General features: G+C 69.8%; 14 protein-coding genes. 9 read left to right on the top strand and 5 right to left on the bottom strand.

Features of this window, described 5'->3' with window-relative positions:
• Positions 1–345: 345 nt before the first annotated feature.
• Positions 346–1,260, bottom strand: a complete 915-nt coding sequence (locus tag AB0395_RS42450; RefSeq protein WP_366292174.1) for a hypothetical protein — start codon at positions 1,258–1,260, stop codon at positions 346–348.
• A gap of 154 nt (positions 1,261–1,414) precedes the next feature.
• Here AB0395_RS42450 and AB0395_RS42445 point away from each other — a divergent pair, with 154 nt between their 5' ends.
• A complete protein-coding gene (locus tag AB0395_RS42445; protein WP_366292171.1) occupies positions 1,415–2,089 on the top strand; it encodes a TetR family transcriptional regulator in 675 nt (224 codons plus the stop codon).
• A 98-nt stretch (positions 2,090–2,187) separates the two neighbouring features.
• Positions 2,188–2,964: a hypothetical protein gene (locus AB0395_RS42440; protein ID WP_366292168.1), complete on the top strand. Its 777-nt coding sequence runs from the start codon at positions 2,188–2,190 to the stop codon at positions 2,962–2,964.
• 169 nt (positions 2,965–3,133) lie between these two features.
• Here AB0395_RS42440 and AB0395_RS42435 read toward each other — a convergent pair whose 3' ends face one another.
• Positions 3,134–4,579, bottom strand: coding sequence for a hypothetical protein (locus AB0395_RS42435; protein ID WP_366292166.1), 1,446 nt, complete (start codon positions 4,577–4,579; stop codon positions 3,134–3,136).
• Between the two features lie 207 nt (positions 4,580–4,786).
• Here AB0395_RS42435 and AB0395_RS42430 point away from each other — a divergent pair, with 207 nt between their 5' ends.
• Positions 4,787–6,217, top strand: a complete 1,431-nt coding sequence (locus AB0395_RS42430; RefSeq protein ID WP_366292163.1) for an amidase — start codon at positions 4,787–4,789, stop codon at positions 6,215–6,217.
• Positions 6,218–6,288: 71 nt separating this feature from the next.
• Here AB0395_RS42430 and AB0395_RS42425 read toward each other — a convergent pair whose 3' ends face one another.
• Positions 6,289–6,915 carry a hypothetical protein gene (locus AB0395_RS42425; protein WP_366292160.1) on the bottom strand — a complete coding sequence of 209 codons (627 nt, stop codon included), beginning with the start codon at positions 6,913–6,915 and terminating at the stop codon, positions 6,289–6,291.
• A gap of 353 nt (positions 6,916–7,268) precedes the next feature.
• Here AB0395_RS42425 and AB0395_RS42420 point away from each other — a divergent pair, with 353 nt between their 5' ends.
• From AB0395_RS42420 to AB0395_RS42405, 4 genes are all read left to right on the top strand, one after another.
• Complete coding sequence (locus tag AB0395_RS42420; RefSeq protein ID WP_366292157.1) at positions 7,269–7,715, top strand: SRPBCC domain-containing protein; 447 nt, start codon at positions 7,269–7,271, stop codon at positions 7,713–7,715.
• Positions 7,712–8,065, top strand: a complete 354-nt coding sequence (locus tag AB0395_RS42415; protein WP_366292154.1) for a metalloregulator ArsR/SmtB family transcription factor — start codon at positions 7,712–7,714, stop codon at positions 8,063–8,065. Before AB0395_RS42420 ends, AB0395_RS42415 begins: the two co-directional genes overlap by 4 nt.
• Positions 8,066–8,611: 546 nt before the next feature.
• Entirely contained in the window at positions 8,612–10,036 is a 1,425-nt protein-coding gene (locus tag AB0395_RS42410) for an MFS transporter (protein ID WP_366292151.1), read from the top strand.
• Positions 10,037–10,231: 195 nt separating this feature from the next.
• Positions 10,232–10,576, top strand: a complete 345-nt coding sequence (locus AB0395_RS42405) for a YkvA family protein (protein WP_366292149.1) — start codon at positions 10,232–10,234, stop codon at positions 10,574–10,576.
• A gap of 8 nt (positions 10,577–10,584) precedes the next feature.
• Here the strand turns inward: AB0395_RS42405 and AB0395_RS42400 are convergent, their stop codons facing one another.
• Entirely contained in the window at positions 10,585–11,781 is a 1,197-nt protein-coding gene (locus tag AB0395_RS42400) for an amidohydrolase family protein (RefSeq protein ID WP_366292147.1), read from the bottom strand.
• Positions 11,782–11,963: 182 nt separating this feature from the next.
• Complete coding sequence (locus AB0395_RS42395; protein ID WP_366292177.1) at positions 11,964–12,701, bottom strand: tyrosine-protein phosphatase; 738 nt, start codon at positions 12,699–12,701, stop codon at positions 11,964–11,966.
• Positions 12,702–12,750: 49 nt separating this feature from the next.
• Between AB0395_RS42395 and AB0395_RS42390 the strand changes: the two genes are divergently transcribed.
• Complete coding sequence (locus tag AB0395_RS42390; RefSeq protein WP_366292144.1) at positions 12,751–13,473, top strand: hypothetical protein; 723 nt, start codon at positions 12,751–12,753, stop codon at positions 13,471–13,473.
• A gap of 197 nt (positions 13,474–13,670) precedes the next feature.
• Positions 13,671–14,360, top strand: coding sequence for a hypothetical protein (locus tag AB0395_RS42385; protein WP_366292141.1), 690 nt, complete (start codon positions 13,671–13,673; stop codon positions 14,358–14,360).
• The last annotated feature ends 144 nt before the right edge of the window (positions 14,361–14,504 follow it).

The raw sequence follows: 14,504 nt of genomic DNA, 5'->3' as shown, positions 1-14,504 counted from the left end.
CCCGGCCACCGGGGGGGCCGGCGGGCGGGGGGGGGGCGGGGGGGCGGGCCGCCCGGGGACGTTTGACCTCACCCGGTCGGGCGCGCCGACGCGTGAACGGGGGCCGCGCTTCGGCGACGGAGACGGGCCGGACCGGGCGGGCCGTTGGACACCCGCGGTCCTCACGCCGTCGGCGGGGCTCACGGACGTCAAAGGCTCGCGGGTGGTCAAGGATTCACGGACGTCAAAGGCTCGCGGGTGGTCAAGGATTCGCGGACGTCAAGAGCCTGCGGGTGGTCAAGGATTCGCGGGCGTCAAGGGCCCGCGGGTGGTTAAGAGTTCGCGGGTGTCGAGGACTCGCGGGCGTCAGCGGAAGAGGATGTCCCAGTGGTTGGACTCCCTGGCGTAGACGGTCTCCGAGTCCCCGTAGAGAGGCGCTCCGTCGCCACGGACCCGCTGATAGGAATACTCGCGCTTGATGTAGCCGCTGATGCAGCGGTTGGGCCTGATGTCCAGCTTGTAGCCCTCGTGGTGGCTGTACGGGCCCGGGGCATGGCCGACCTCGGTGCCTCCGGTGATCACGACGGGGCATCCGCTCCTGTGCTTCAGGTCGATCACCCTGTCCACGGTCGCCGTCCTGACGGCCTCGAGCGAGGTGCACTGGCCCACCTTGCGGTTGGTGCACCCGCCTGAGGACTTCCAGCTGAGACCGGCCCGCTTCAGGCGCTGCGCCGCCTGCACGTGACCGAGCCGTACCAGTGGCAGGCGGCGCTCCGCGCCCTCACGCGCCTCGCTCAGCTCCCGCTGCGTCTGCGTCTGCGTCTGCGTCTGCGTCTGCGTCTGCGTCTGCGTCTGCGTCTGCGCCTCGCTCAGCTCCCGCTGCGCCTGCGTTCCGCTCAGCTCCTCCTGCCTGGTCAGCCCCTCCTGCGCCTGCGCGGGGCTCAGCCCCTCCTGCCCCCGCGTCTCGCTCGCTGTCTCCGCCCATATCCGCGCGCCGTGCGCCGCCGTGGCCTCGCGCAGCGCGGTTGCCTGCCGGTACAGATCCCGGGTGTAGCGCTTGGCGGTCTCCAGGACACCCACGTCGTACATTCCGCCGACGGCGCGCGGTGCCGGGGGTCCGGCCGCCACGGGCGGGTCCACGACGGTGACGGCGACCGGCGAGTTCGCGGTGTCGGTCGCGGCGTTGCCGTCCGCGGCCAGCGCGATGAACGAGATCTGCAGAGCCAGAAGTGCTCCCGCTGTAAGCCGGGTCGCTCTCCGTCTACAGGGACGTTTCCCCATTTTTTATCCCTTGTCGCGGGAGCCCTTCCACAAGAAGGATCAATCCCACATCGGAACAGCCACGACCCCTGGATCAGGATGAAATTTGCTGTGTGATGGCGATCATCGTGCGCCTCGCTGACCTAACCGCGTTAGGGGTCGTACAGTGACGAACGTGGCCGAGCCGACCCAGAGAAGCCGAGGATCAGACAAGACCCGCGAAATCATCGTGGAGACGGCGTTGAGGCTGTTTCGCGAACGCGGATACGAGGCCACCACGATGCGAGCCATCGCCGCAGAGGCGGGGGTCTCCGTCGGGAACGCCTACTACTACTTCGCCTCGAAGGAGGTCCTCGTCCAGGCGTACTACGACCGGGCGCAGGCCGAGCACGAGGCCGCGTGTAAGAAACTGCTGGCCATCGAGACCTCCTTCGCCGTGCGCCTGGGCGGCGTGCTGCGGGAGTGGGTACGGGTCTCCGAGCCGTACCACGAGTTCGCGGTGAAGTTCTTCAAGCACGCGGCGGAGCCGAGCAACCCGCTCAGCCCGTTCAGCGCCGAGTCCTCGCCCGCCAGGGACGCCTCGATCGCGCTCTACCGGAGAGTGGTCGAGGGGTCGACCGACCGGATGGACGCCGAGCTTAGGGCGGAACTGCCCGAACTGCTCTGGCTCATGTCGATGGGGGTCGTGCTGTTCTGGGTGCACGACTCCTCCGAGGGATGCAGCCGTACCCACAGGTTCATCGAGCTGGTCGTGCCGCTGGTCGACAGGCTGGTCGGGCTCTCCCACCTGCCGGGCCTGCGCGGCATCGCCAGGGATTTCATCGCGGGGGTCCACGAACTGCGCGAGTGATTCGCGAACTCCCGGAACTGTGGACGAAACCGCGGACATTTGCGTAATGAAGAGATTACCCTCGGTAGTTAGTTTCATGGCCGATCCGAGGGAGTCTCATGGGCTGGATAAGCGTGCTGGTGGTAGTCGCCGTCGCGATCACGCTGATCGCGCTTCTCGTACTCAGACGGAAGGGCCGCGAGGGAGAGGACCACGGCTCCACGTCGGTCGACTTCGCCGCCAACCTCGCCCTCGCCGTCTACCTGCTGGTCCTGGCCTATGCCGTGGTGCTCTGCCGGGATGCGATCTCGACCGCGCAGACCGATGCCCAGGCCGAGACGGAGACGCTCAGCGAGATGTACTGGTCGGTCGCACCGATCCCCGAGGGAGGGCCGCTGCGGGCCAGGATCCGCGACTACTCCGCCAAGAGCGTCTCCCTCGACTGGCCGCTCATGGCCCGAGGCCGGATGTCCCCGGTGCCCGCGAAAGTGCTCGAGGACATGCGCGCCGAGGTGATCAGGCTCAGGCCGGCCGACGACGAGAGCAAGGCCCTTCAGCAGGACGCCGTCAGCCACGTCTCCGAGGTCGCCCACGCCCGTTCGGTGCGGGCGAAGGACGCGGACACCGGTCTTGAGAGCATCTTCGTGATCTCGATGCTCATCTCCGGGCTGCTGGTCGTCGTGCTTCCCTGGACGGTCGGGACCAGGCCGACGGGCGCGTCGATCGTCGGTGACCTGGTCAGGGTGAGCGTGGTCGTCATCGGGATCGGCTTCATCGTGCTGATCAGCCACCCGTTCAACGGCCTCGCCGCGGTCGGGCCCGACGACTTCGTGGCCGTGCAACAGCAGTACGACCAGATCGACGCCCGGTTCCCCCTGAGGTTCCCCGCGGGCTGAGCGCTCCTCTCGAACCCGCGCGACAAGGCCCGGTGGCGGATTCCCGCCATCGGGCCTTGTCGCGTTCCGGCATCGGCCGCGCACTCTCGCGGCTGAACGATTTTCCCGAGTTGAGTGCTTTTCTGGGCTTATTAACTTTCGCGTGAAGCCGTTAAGGACTGAACGAGTGCTATCTGCGTGCTTTGCGGCTGAGCATGGTGATCACGGTGACCGAGATCACCCCGGTGAAGAGCACCAGGATGACCAGCCTGCGGTCGGTTCCTTGACGCCGCTCGGCGAAGCGGTCCAGGATCCGCTGCCCGCGCGCGGCGAGGGACGAGCCTGACGGCGTCGGAGACGGTGTGAGGGACGGGGACGGGCTGGGCGACCGGGACGGGCTCGGCAGCGCGATGACCACGGGCTGGGTCGCCGCGGGCAGTGGTGGTGGCACGGGCCGGACGACGGGCGGGGTGGGAGCGGGCGGCTCGGGAGTCGCGGGAGGCGGGGCCGTGGATGTCGGTGTGGACGTCGGTGTGGGTGTGGGTGTGGGTGTCGGTGTCGGGGGTTGGGGAGTGGGCGTCGGGGGTGTCGGAGACGAGGGTTCCGGCTCGGGCGTCTGCGGGGGCTCCGGCGTCTGTGTCGGAGTGGGGGTAAGGGTGGGCGTGGGAGCCGGGCTGGGCGGCGGGGCAGGGGTGGGCGTCGCCGTTCCCGTGGTGCTGGGATCCGGTTCGTGACACGAGGAGTCGGAGCCCAGCAGCACCGAGATGATGCCGAGGCAGGAAAGAGGTTTCACGGTCACGGAAACCGGGCCGCAGTGCCTCGACAGGCCGAGTAGCGAGCCCAGCACGCCGTTCCGGCAACGAGAGGAACCGTCCCCCTCGACCCGGACCCCGACCCCCACCTCTGCCCCGACTCCCGCCGCTGTTCCGATTCCTGCCTCCGCTTCGATTCCCGCCTCTGTTCCGGTCCCCGCCTCCGCTCCCGTATCCGCCCCGACTCCATCTCCGGTCCCGATCGTGACCCCGACCCCGACCTCGGTCTCGGGACCTGCCTGAACGTCAAGCTCGACTCCCGTCCCCGCTCCTGTTCCTGTCTGGGCGCCGACTTCGGCGCCGGTCCCGGGCGCGCTCTCGGCTCCGGTCTTCGCCTTCGCTCCGCCCTCGGCCTGGTCCCCGAGCCCCGTCCCGGTCTCGGGCGACGCGGCGGGGGCGGGGGAAGGCTCCGGCGTGGTCGCGATCTCCGGTGCGCTCCCGGTTACGGGGGCGGAAGCCTGACTCGGAACCTGAGTCGTGGAGGCGGCGCCCGGAGGTGCCGGAGGTGCCTGCGCCGTGGACTTCTCCTCGCCCCCGCCCCCGCCCCCGCCCTCATGCTCGTCGTCTGCGGTCTCGTTGCCCAGGGTGCTTCCGGGAGGCGAGACGCCGTTTCCCTGAGGGGTGACGCCCGCCTCGTCGCACGCCGCCGCCGAGAACCCGACGAGGGCCTCGTTCGGACCGGCTTCCAGGCATCGGTCGGGGGAGTTCCGGACGTCGGCGGATGCCTCGACGGTTCCCGCCGTCACCGGGGCGGCCATACAGGTCGCCAGCACCGCCGTACCCAGGAGTGCGTGTCGTCGCTTTCTGCGCCGGTTTTTCGTCACATAAACGTTCTAACATCTAACAGAGGGTGACGTGAGGGTAATGAAACCCTCGCGAAAGGCGGCCCCGGTGAGTTCCCCTTCGGGCACGGCCGCGTGCCGGGCCCGAATCGGGAAGTATGTGGCCACGGACCGGATCTCCGGTTCCCGGTGGCGGGAGCCAGGTCGTGCGGGCCGTAGGAAAGCTGGCATCCGGCAAGGAGTGAGGCGTTGGACGACCTGTTTGACCTCGACGCGGTCGGTCAGGCGGAGGCGGTGCGGGCGGGCCGGGTCTCTCCGAGAGAGCTGGCGGAAGCCGCGATCGCGAGGATCGAGGCGCACGACGGGGAGATCAACGCGGTCGTCCACCGCAGGTTCGAGCGCGCGCTGGCAGAGATCGACGCCCTGCCCAAGGAGGCGCCCTTCCGCGGGGTGCCGACGCTGCTGAAGGACCTGGGCTGGAGCATGGCGGGAGAGCCGTACCGCGCTGGGTCGCACGTGCTCGACGAGGTCGAGGTGGCGCAGGACGGCTATGGCGTGACCAAGCTGCGCCGGGCGGGTTTCGTCGTCCTCGGGCGGACGAACACCCCGGAGCTCGGCACCGCGATCACCACGGAGCCGAAGGCGTTCGGGCCGACGCGCAACCCCTACGACACCGGTTACAGCCCCGGCGGGTCGAGCGGCGGTTCGGCGGCGGCGGTCGCCGCGGGCATGGTCCCCGTGGCCGCGGGCGGCGACGGCGGCGGGTCGATCCGGATCCCGGCGAGCGTGTGTGGGCTGGTCGGGCTGAAGCCCAGCCGGGGACGAGTCAGTTATGGGCCGTCCGCGGGTGAGGCCTGGGCGGGGTTCTCCATCTCGGGCATGCTCTGCCGTACGGTCAGGGACAGCGCCGCGACCCTCGACGTGATCGCCGGGATGATGCCGGGCGATCCGTACGGCGCGCCCGCCTGGCCCCGGACTCTCGCCGAGGAGGTCGGGGCCGACCCGGGCCGCCTGCGGATCGGCTTCCTCACCCGGCACCCGAGCGGGTCGGTTCCCGCCGACCCCGACCTGCGGGCCGCCGTGACCGGTGCGGCCCGGCTGCTGGAGTCACTGGGCCACGATGTCGAGGAAGGCGGTCCCGTGGCGCTCGCCGAGGAGGACTTCGCGCTGCACTTCGGCACGGTCGTCGCGGTCCACGTGGCCGCCGACCTGCGGGACATCGGCCGATGGCGCGGCAAGCCCGTCGAGCTCGACGAGCTGGAGACACGCAACCGGATCCTGGGGGCGACGGGACGGGAGCTCGGCGCGGTCGACTACGTGGCCTCGCGTGACTGGATCGACGGGTTTCGCCGCAGGATGGCCGCCTGGTGGGAGTCCTTCGACCTGCTGCTCACGCCGTCCCTCGGGGTCGCGCCGTTCCCTCTCGGCTGGCTGCCCGCGGACGACGTCAGCATGGCGCGGGGCCGTACGAACCACGCCGTGGCCTTCAGCTCGCCGGTCAACGCGACCGGCCAGCCCGCGATCTCCCTGCCGCTGCACCGGACCGCCGCGGGCCTGCCGGTCGGTGTCCAACTCGTGGCGGCGGCGGGCAGGGAGGACGTGCTCATCAGGATCGCCTCCCAGATCGAGGCCGCCCATCCTTTCCGTCACACCGCGATCAGACACGCGACCGGCTCCTGACCTGTCCCGGAACGAGATCGGCGCGTGGGCGGGTGGTCGACGGCCTCCGCCGAAGGGCGCGGGTCCGGCGGTCAGGCGGGAGCCCCGCCGACGCGGGTCCGGCGGTGGTGGTAGGCGACGGTGACCAGGGCGAGCAGGGGACCCCAGGCCAGCAGCGGCACGTAGGCGGCTATGGCCAGCACGCCCTGCCAGTTGCGGAAGTTCAGGGGGAAGTCCGGGGGGAGCGCGTCGCCCTGGAGCGTGCGTCCGAGCCAGGTGGAGACCATGGTGAACGTCCACAGGCCCGTCAGGACGACCGCGCCGATGGTGGCGGGGACGACGGCGGCCAGGGGCGGCACCCTCCGGCCTCGTAAACCGACGATCCAGCGCGGGAACACCTCCCCCCAGGCGGCCACCAGCCCGATGGCGGCGAACGCAAGCAGTTCGGAGGCGACCGACATCAGGATCACGTAGATCTCTTCGGGAAGCCAGGACGGCAGCCGGGCGGAGCGCGGCCGAGGAGGGAAGCCCGGCGCGTTGAGGGGAAGGTGGAAGGTGACCCCTGCGATCCGCCACAGACCGGACGGCAGCACGGTGAACGGGATGGCATAGGCGGCGATCAGCGTCCAGCGGGGCACCCCGGCCACCGGGGTGTGCGCGGCCCTCCAGGCGGTACGTAGCCGCCCGGCCGCAGGCGACGCCTTGGTCATGGTGGTCATCTGCTGTCCTCCGTCTTGGCGGGCACCTCCGCTCCCGCCTGGACCGACGATTCCAGTCGGCACGTTCATGATCATCACCCTGCGGGGGGAACAGCCTCCCCCGAAGGGGGGAACGGGACGACTTCAACGGCACCGGTACGGGATCCGTTGCCCGGGAGGCGGATACCGATCGGTCGCGGCGTCGCCGGTAGCCCGCCAGAGCGCCATGACCAGGCCATCTGGTTCGGTGGCCGGTTGAAGGCATGCGGCCGGGTGAGGCGGCGCCCGATCGTGGTGCAACTCATGGGTTGCGCCTCCAAAGGTGATGTGCAACTCTAGAGTTGCACGAAATCACGACAGTGAAGGAGTCCCTCATGAGCGAGGACCGGATCGAACGCGAGACCCTGATCGAGGCATCCCTGGAGCTGGTCTGGTCGTTGGTGACCGAACCCGGGTTCTGGGTGGCCGACGAGGCGAGCGTGTCCGGCACCGTGGCCAGAGAAGGCGAGTCGACGGTGGCGAAGAACTCCGAGTACGGCGACTTCCCGGTGCGCGTGGAGAAGGTCGAGCCGCCGACGTACGTGGCGTACCGCTGGGCCAGTGCGTTCCCCGGAGAGGAACTGCGCGAGGACAACAGCACCCTCGTGGAGTTCACGTTGACCCAGGAAGGCGACAAGACGCGGCTCCGCGTCGTCGAGAGCGGGTTCGCGGCGCTGGCCGGGTCCGAGGAGCTGCGCGTTCAGGCGGTGAAGGACAACAGCGGCGGCTGGCCCCAGGTGCTCGACGCGTTCAAGACGCGCGCCGAGCAGCCATCCGCGTGACAGACGAACGTCGCGGTGCCGTCGAGGGGGTCGACAGCGTTCTCGTCGCGCTGGCCGACCCGACGCGACGGCAACTGCTTGATCTGCTCGCCGCGCATGGCGAGGTCACCGCGACGACGCTCGCCGAACGGCTTCCCGTCTCGCGGCAGGCGGTGGTCAAGCACCTCGCCGTCCTGGACGCCGCAGGGCTGGTCTCCGGCAGCCGGGTCGGCCGCGAGGTGCGATACACGGTGCGGCCCGCCGCGCTGAACGCGACGGCGCGGTGGATGGCCACGCTCGCGGCCGACTGGGATCGGCGGCTGGCGAACATCAAGCGCATCGCTGAGGCAGCGGAGCGGGATTCGCGCTAGTGCTCCAGGTGTGGTTCTCCGTTTTCCCTGTTCAGGGCTTTTGTGTGTGTGGTGGGCTGACGGGCGGTCAGGGTGGCACGGGGGCGTGCCCCGTCTGATCGGGGGCGTCGAGCCTGTCGCGAAAACGAGTGCCGAAGCGTGGCCGTGGGCCACGAAACCGGAGCCGTCACGGCTGGGTGCGCGATTCGGGCGCATCGAGCCGCGGCGGCGGATGCGGGCTGTTCGGCCCGGTCGTCAGGAAGAACCGTCGGCGGATCGCCGAGCCCCCCAGCCATACCGGCCATGCCACACCGGCTATGCCACAGCCGTGCCACACCGGCCGTGCCGCAGCCGTGTCATACCTGCTGTGCCCACATCGGCCGTGCCACAGCCGTGTCATACCTGCCGTGCCACGTCGTACGGACTGTGATGACCGCTGCCCCGGTGTCAACGAGATCCGGGTGATACCTGCGATGACCTGCGGGAAAACGGTGCCGGGTGACTCGGCTGGCCGGACGGCGTGCTGATCGTTGACGATACCGGGTTCTTGAAGAAGGGAACCGTTCCATGACCACCGACACAACCGCGCCTCCACGTATCAGCGGCAGGCAGCGATTGATCCTGTTCGTCCTGCTCGGTGCCGGGTTCATGCTGGCCGTCGACTTCTCGATCCTGAACGTCGCCCTGCCGTGGGTCGGCGCGGGCGTCGGGTTGGGGCCGACCGGGCTCCCCTGGATCACCTCCGCGTACGCGCTGCCCGCGGCCGGACTCACCCTTCTGTTCGGCCGGTTGGCGGACCTGTTCGGCCGCCGCAGGCTGTTCCTGTCCGGGGTGGTCCTGCTGACCGGAGCCTCGTTGCTCGGCGGCTTCGCATCCAACCCCGAGATGCTTCTGACCGCCCGAGTGCTGCAGGGCCTCGCCACCGCGATGGCGACTCCCGCGGCGTTGTCACTGCTCACCAGCACTTTCGTGGAAGGCGCGATGCGCGACCGTGTCCTCGGCCTCAACGGTGCGCTGCTCTCCGGTGGCTTCACCGTCGGTGCGCTGGTCGGTGGCACCCTTGTCAGCCTGCTGAGCTGGCGGGCCGCGTTCTTCATCAACGTCCCGGTCGCCGTGGTCATCCTGCTGCTCACCCCCTATCTGATCAGTGAGAGCAGCGTGCCCGACCGGGTGAAGCTGGACCTGCCCGGAGCGGTGACCGTGACCGGCGGCCTGCTGGCCGTGATCTACGCGGTCGTCGAGAGGAACATCCCCGCGGCCGTCGTCGGCGTGCTGCTGCTGGCCGCGTTCTGGGTGGTCGAGCTGCGCTCGTCCGCGCCGCTCGCCCCGGTACGCATTCTCAAGCGGCCCACGGTGAAGTGGGGTAACTACGCGGGGCTCGTGGTCTTCACCATGGAGACCGCCATGATCTTCCTGATGACGCTCTACCTTCAGAGAGTCCTGGGCTTCTCTCCGCTGATCACCGGCCTGATCTTCGGTGTCCCCGGTCTGGCGGCCGTGGGCGCCGGGGTGATCGCCGGGCGCTTCATCGGGCGCTTCGGTAGCCGCGAGGTCCTGGCCGCAGGCCTGTCCGTGCAGGCTCTGGCGACCCTCCCGCTGGTGTTCCTCGGCACCGGCCGAGTGGCGCTCGCGGTCCTGATCCCCGCGCTGTTCGTCGGGTTCTTCGGGCACGTAACCGCCATCGTGGCGTACACGGTGACCGGAACCTCGGGCCTGGCGAACGAGGAGCAGGGTCTGGCCACGGGCCTGACCTCGATGACCCAGCAGGTGGCCATCACCGTCGGTATCCCGATCCTGAGCTCGGTCGCCGCGACGCAGAGCGTGGAACTGACCGGCATCCACCTTGCGTTGAGCGTGAATGTGGCCGTGACGCTCGTCAGTGTGGTCCTCGTCTGGTTCGGGCTGCGCCCGCGCGGCGAGCGCAGTACGGCGGCGGCAGCCGTACCGGTGCCGAGGGAGGCCGAGGAGGAACTGGCCGGGTCCTTGGACTGAGCCGGTGTGGCAGGTCCCGGGGAATGAGCCGGTGGGCGAAGCTCAGTGAGCACGGGCGTCTCGGACCACCCGCCCGCCGGAGCACCCCCCACAGAACCCCACCCCCCGGGAACCACTCAAGGAGGGTACGCGTTATATCTCAATACGGCAGGGTAGAAGCCCGTCGGACGAACGTGCTCCCCGAGGAGGGCTCACATGGCGAAGGCGGCGCGTGCGGCACAGGCATGGCGGGCGTACAAGCAGGTGTCACAGCCGGGCTCGCCCGGTTTCGGCACCAGGCTGCGCGCCATCCCCAAGATGATCGGCGCGGTGACACGCGGCCAGTACCCCGGCATGACCAAGAGCAAGCTCGCCATGCTCGGACTGGGCGTGGTCTACATCCTCTCGCCCATCGACATCGTCCCCGACTTCCTGGTGCTCGTCGGCGTCGCGGACGACTTCGGTGTCTTCCTCTGGCTGGCGGGCTCCCTGCTCGGCGAGAGCGGCCGCTATGTCGACTGGGAGCGCAGGAACATCCAGGCCAAGGCCTTCCCCTCCTGAGACGACGGTCAGAGTTGCTCCATCCTGAGCCAGGCCCGTGACGGCAAGGGGTGGCCGAACAGGCGGGCGGCGTTGCCGTAGGCCACCCTGGCGATGTCGGCGGGCGGCAGGTTGCCCAGGTTCGTCGCGACCGCCAGCTGGGTGTCCGGCCAGGTCGAGTCGGAGTGCGGGTATCCACTCTCCAGCAGCACATGCTCAAGGCCGACCGCGAAGCGCACACCGGACAGGGCGTGGTCGTTGAGCGTGCCGAAGAAGAAGTTACGCCGCAGGACCTCGCTGGGCTTCAGCCCGCCCTCCCACGAGGCCTCGCCCGCGACCGGGTGGTCCAGCGCGTAGTCGGCGCGCTCGGCCAGCATCGGCAGCCAGCCGACGCCGCCCTCGACGATCAGGATCCGCAGCGCGGGGAAACGCAGCGGCACCCCCGACCAGAGCCAGTCCGCACAGGCGAACATGGCGCTCGCGGGCATCAGCGTGGTGATCGCCTCGATCGGGGTGTCCGTCGACGGGACCGGCGTCCAGGAGGCGGAGCCGGTGTGCAGGCACACGACGGTGCCTGTCTCCTCACAGGCCTGGAAGAACGGATCCCAGTGGTCGCTGTGGATCGACGGCAGCCGCAGCCGTGTCGGGAACTCGGGGAAGAGCACGGCCTTGAACCCCCTGGCCGCGTTGTCCCTGATCTCCTTGGCCGCGATCTCGGGGTCGGTCAGCCAGGGAAGCTGCAGGGCGATGATCCGTTCGGGGTACGTGCCCGCCCAGACGTCGACGTGCCAGTCGTTCCAGGCCCGCACGACCGCGAGACCGAGATCCTGGTCGCGGGTCTTGGCGAAGACCATCCCCGACTGCCCGGCGAGCATGCCGGGGAAGCACAGCGCCGCCCAGATCCCGGCACGGTCCATGTCCTCGACCCTGGCGTGGATGTCATGGCAGCCCGGACGCATGTGCTCGAAGCGCACCGGGTCGAGCGTCCACTGCTCGCGGGGCAGCCCGGCGCCCACGTCGAGCCCGGCGCACGGGTAGGTGGCGCCGCCGTACCGCCAGACCTGGTGACCCGAGTCGGTCTCGACCACCTTGGGGGCCAGATCGGCGTACTTCTCGGGGAGCCGGTCCTCGAACATGTCGGGCGGCTCGATCAGGTGGTCGTCGGCTGAAATGATCACATAGTCCCGCCGCCGGGGCTCGGGGTCGGGCAGCAGCGGCGTAGTCACGCGGTAAACCGTACGTCGCTGACATCACACTGAACAACCTGCAAGATATCCGCTTGGTATCTCTGTCGTCTCGCCGTCCCCTCAGGTATGCTCCGCGGCCACCGGAGGGGGGAAGCCGGTGGCCCCGGGGGGCGGACCCGCCCGCGGAGGGTGCTGCGCGCGGCGGGCCCTGAGACGCGCCTCTACCCCGAGATCGGCTGAGTAGCGGGTTCTTCTAAAAGATGGTGGCGGAGGGCCTTTATGAGCGTTTCCTCGACTTTGAGGGCCTCCAGGCAGTAGTCGCGCACCGAGCCGAGCTCGGTCAGGAAGAGCCGCATGGCGTCCGCGGGGGCCTGGCCGAAACCCGGCCAGGGCAGTGGTTCGCCCGGACGCTCCCGCTGCCGGTGCGCGATCGCCTTGGGCGTGGCCAGAGCGGTCAGCGCGTAGTCGGCGATCACGTCCTCCTCGGAGACCCCGAGCAGCCGCAGGACCAGTGCCGTGAGCACCCCGGTACGGTCCTTGCCCGCCGCGCAGTGGACCACCACGGGCGCGTTGTCCTCCTCGGCGATCACCTCCAGCGCATCCCTGATCTCGACCCGCCCGTCCTCGGCCACCTCGTGGTAGCGGTCGGCGAAGAACCTGGGCATCCCCACCTCGGGGTCGTAATCCCGCTCGACGTTCCAGAACCGGTGCTCGACCGAGAGGTTGTGGTAGCGGGGCCCGTGCGGGACCCGGCCCTTCCGCTCGATCTCCTCGGGGTGACGCAGGTCGATCACCGTGCGGACGCCGAGAGAGGTGAACCTCTCGAGGTCGTCGTCGGCGAGCCGGTGCAGCGAGTCCGACCGGTACAGCCGCCGCCAGCGCACCTGGAGCCCGTCCTCCGTCGGATAGCCGCCCACGTCCCTGAAGTTGTGCAGCCGTGCGTACTCGATGTGCCGCATCACGCGCCTTAATCTATCCAGCGGCGGACATCTCGCGATGGGGGCGGACATGCAGGGCGCGCAGACCGTGGTTCCGGCGTGGAAGGACATCCCGTACGGCGTGCGCCTCGCGCTGTTGTTCGTCCTGGCGTTGTCCACGGTGGTGGTTCACCTGAACCAGGATCCCAGGTTGCGCGGCGCGGAGGAGCTCATCTCCGACCTGCGCTCGGGCACCGTGACCGAGGTCGTCTACGACCGGGACTGGCCCGCGTACGGCACGCTGACATGGGCCAACGGCCCCCTCTCCTGGAACGAGGCCTACTTCGACCCGCCGGACGACGTCTGGGACCCCGTGACCACCAGACTCGTCCCGCAGCCGCTTGAGCGCCGCCAGGAGGCCTTCCTGGCCCAGGTGCGGGAGGCGGCCGACCCGTCGGTCGAGATCAGGCGCTCAGGAGGACCTCAGCGGTTCGGGATGGCCGGGATGCTGATGGGCTCGCCCGCGTACGCACGCTGGTGGGAGCCGTTCGCGCCGGTCGCGGTCGCCGCCGAGCTGCTCGCCTGGCTGCTGATGCTCACCCGCCGGGACAACCGCTACGCCAGCCGCTGGGCGTGGCTGTGGATGTTCCTGGTCGGCGGGTCCCTGCTCTACGTGCTGCTTGAGCCGTACCCGCTGTGGCGCGGGCCGTACGAGGTGCTGCCGACGCGGGTCAGGCTCGACGGAACACAGGGGTTCGCGCTCGCCGTGGCGATCTTTTTCGGTCTGGGCATGGTCGCCGCCTGGACGTCGTGAGGTAGTAAGAAAGCATGATCACAGGCGGGGAAGGGGCCGACGGGCCAGGGGAGTTACCCGAGGGGCGTCCGGGCGAGCCACCTCTGAACGAGCCGGGCGAGTCACCCCGGGATCATCCAAGCGAGTCACTTCAGAACGAGCCGGGCGAGCCAATCCGGGACCATCGGGGCGAGTCACCCCGCGGCGCGCCGCGTGAGGTGCGCCGGGGCTGGTGGATCGCCGGCGTCGCCGTCAGGATCGTGCTGCTGCTGATCCTCCTGTTCGGCGCCCTCGTCGTCGCACTGAGCGTGTCGCCGACGCCGAGGACGCTGTCCGACTTCCGGAGCTCCCTGACCGCGGGCAGGGTCTCGGTCGTCTCCTACCGGGTGACCCCGGGGGAACGCGGAGGAGAGATCCTCGACCTGAGGTGGTCCGAGGGACCGCTGATCTGGCACAGGGGCGACCGGGCGCCGATCTCCGGCACGCCGGACGGCTACACCCTCGAGCGGCTCATGGCCGACGCCGGCCCCTCCTGGGCCAGGGTGGTCCAGGAGGAGGAGCGCGGTTTCGGCTGGTGGTACGCCCGCTGGCCGTTCGGCGTGCCCGCCCAGCTGGGACTGTGGTGGGTCGGTGCCGCCTGGGTGGTGACCTTCCTGATCATGGTCGGCTCGACGCCCAGACTGGGGAACCGGTGGGCGTGGTTCTGGATGTTCGGCGCGGGGCAGGTCGGCGCGCTCGCGTTCCTCCTGCTCGAACCCCGGCCGCTGTGGTACCGGTACGGCAGGCGGCCACCGCCGCGCAGTCGGGTCGAGGGCGGCCTTGGCTGTCTGTTGTCGGTCGTGACGGCCACGGCCGCCGTGGCCGCCGCCGTGGCCGTCGGCAACCTCCTGAACGCGGTTCTTCCCTAGTGGTGGGAACGATCACCGGCGCCGATCCGCCCCATCTCACCGCTTGCCGTACCGGGGCCCGGACGGTCACGGAAAGGGTGAGGGCAGGTGATTTTCGCCGCCCGGTTGCGCCGATCAGGCCAGGAGGTGTCCGGCGATGCGTTC

The sequence above is a fragment of the Streptosporangium sp. NPDC051023 genome (assembly GCF_040689595.1).
Classification (GTDB): domain Bacteria; phylum Actinomycetota; class Actinomycetes; order Streptosporangiales; family Streptosporangiaceae; genus Streptosporangium.
This window is presented reverse-complemented; position numbering and strand designations above follow the sequence as displayed.

Coding starts and splice junctions, on each gene's coding strand:
- AB0395_RS42450 (WP_366292174.1), bottom strand. CDS start 1,260: ATGGGGAAACGTCCCTGTAGACGGAGAGCGACCCGGCTTACAGCGGGA.
- AB0395_RS42440 (WP_366292168.1), top strand. CDS start 2,188: ATGGGCTGGATAAGCGTGCTGGTGGTAGTCGCCGTCGCGATCACGCTG.
- AB0395_RS42425 (WP_366292160.1), bottom strand. CDS start 6,915: ATGACCACCATGACCAAGGCGTCGCCTGCGGCCGGGCGGCTACGTACC.
- AB0395_RS42420 (WP_366292157.1), top strand. CDS start 7,269: ATGAGCGAGGACCGGATCGAACGCGAGACCCTGATCGAGGCATCCCTG.
- AB0395_RS42410 (WP_366292151.1), top strand. CDS start 8,612: ATGACCACCGACACAACCGCGCCTCCACGTATCAGCGGCAGGCAGCGA.
- AB0395_RS42405 (WP_366292149.1), top strand. CDS start 10,232: ATGGCGAAGGCGGCGCGTGCGGCACAGGCATGGCGGGCGTACAAGCAG.
- AB0395_RS42395 (WP_366292177.1), bottom strand. CDS start 12,701: ATGCGGCACATCGAGTACGCACGGCTGCACAACTTCAGGGACGTGGGC.
- AB0395_RS42390 (WP_366292144.1), top strand. CDS start 12,751: ATGCAGGGCGCGCAGACCGTGGTTCCGGCGTGGAAGGACATCCCGTAC.